Annotated in this window: 1 protein-coding gene; it reads right to left on the reverse strand. The window is 63.9% G+C overall.

Annotated elements, in window-relative coordinates:
• Positions 1-16: 16 nt before the first annotated feature.
• Positions 17-963, reverse strand: a protein-coding gene (locus tag E4K09_RS18970) for an IS630 family transposase (protein WP_425293864.1) whose coding sequence is annotated in 2 segments (ribosomal slippage) — positions 17-622 and positions 625-963 — 945 coding nt in all. Because the reading frame shifts where the segments join, the coding sequence is not laid out codon by codon here.
• Between the last annotated feature and the right edge of the window lie 55 nt (positions 964-1,018).

Here is a 1,018-nt window from a genome sequence, read left to right on the forward strand (position 1 = left end):
CTAGAGCGGATTCGATTTAGGTGAACTCGTATCCGCAGTTACTGAGATAGTTCTGGCACTCCTCGGCGGGGAAGCGATCGAGCAGTTCTCCGATAGTGCTCCAGAGTACCTCCTTGGTGCGGGCCGCCGCCTTGCGCAGCAGCGCCTTAAGCTTGGCAAACACCTGCTCGATTGGGTTCAGGTCGGGCGAGTACGGCGGCAGGTACAACAAACTGGCATTGGCAGCACGGATGGCTTCGCGGATCCCTGCCACCTTGTGAGCGGCCAGGTTGTCGAGCACCACCACATCACCGGGCGAGAGCTCTGGTATCAGCACCTGCTCCACATAGGCGCGGAACACCTCACCGGTCATCGGCCCATCCAGCACCATCGGGGCGATCAACCCGCTGGCGCGCAGGCCGGCCACAAAGGTGGTGATCTTCCAGTGACCCCATGGCGTGGCATCCACCAGCCGCTCGCCTCTGGGGCAGCGCCCGTAGCGGCGCACCATGTTGGTTGAGGTGCCGGTCTCATCCAGGAACACAAAGTGGGCCGGATCCATATAGCGCTGCCACACGCGCCAGTGTTTCCGTTCGCGCGCCACGTCGGCGCGATCCTGCTCGGCGGCTCTCAGGCTCTTTTTTTATGCGTCAGGCCGGCTCGCCTGAGCCAGCGGCTGATGGTGGAGGTCGCCCCGACCACGATGCCGTGCTGGCGCAACTCGGCTTGGATCTCGACGAGCGAGATGTCTGACTTGGTATTGAGGAGAGCTCGCACAAGCGCCTCATGCGGCTCGAGGATGGGCCGACGGTGGCCGCCAAAGCGCGCCGGAGCCGGGCTGCCGCTCTGGCGAAAGCGCCGCATCAGCTTCACAGCAGCCGACGGGCTGACCTCAAACCGCAGGGCCGCCTGCCGGATGGAAGATCCACCTGCCACCGCACGCACGATCCGCTCACGCAAGTCTCGGGACAGAGGAGCTGGCATGGGATGCCTCCCGGCCGATCACAATCAACCCTATGGAATCAGCTCTCCCGATTCC

Origin of the sequence: Microvirga pakistanensis (assembly GCF_004458765.1) — a bacterium.
GTDB lineage: Bacteria > Pseudomonadota > Alphaproteobacteria > Rhizobiales > Beijerinckiaceae > Microvirga > Microvirga pakistanensis.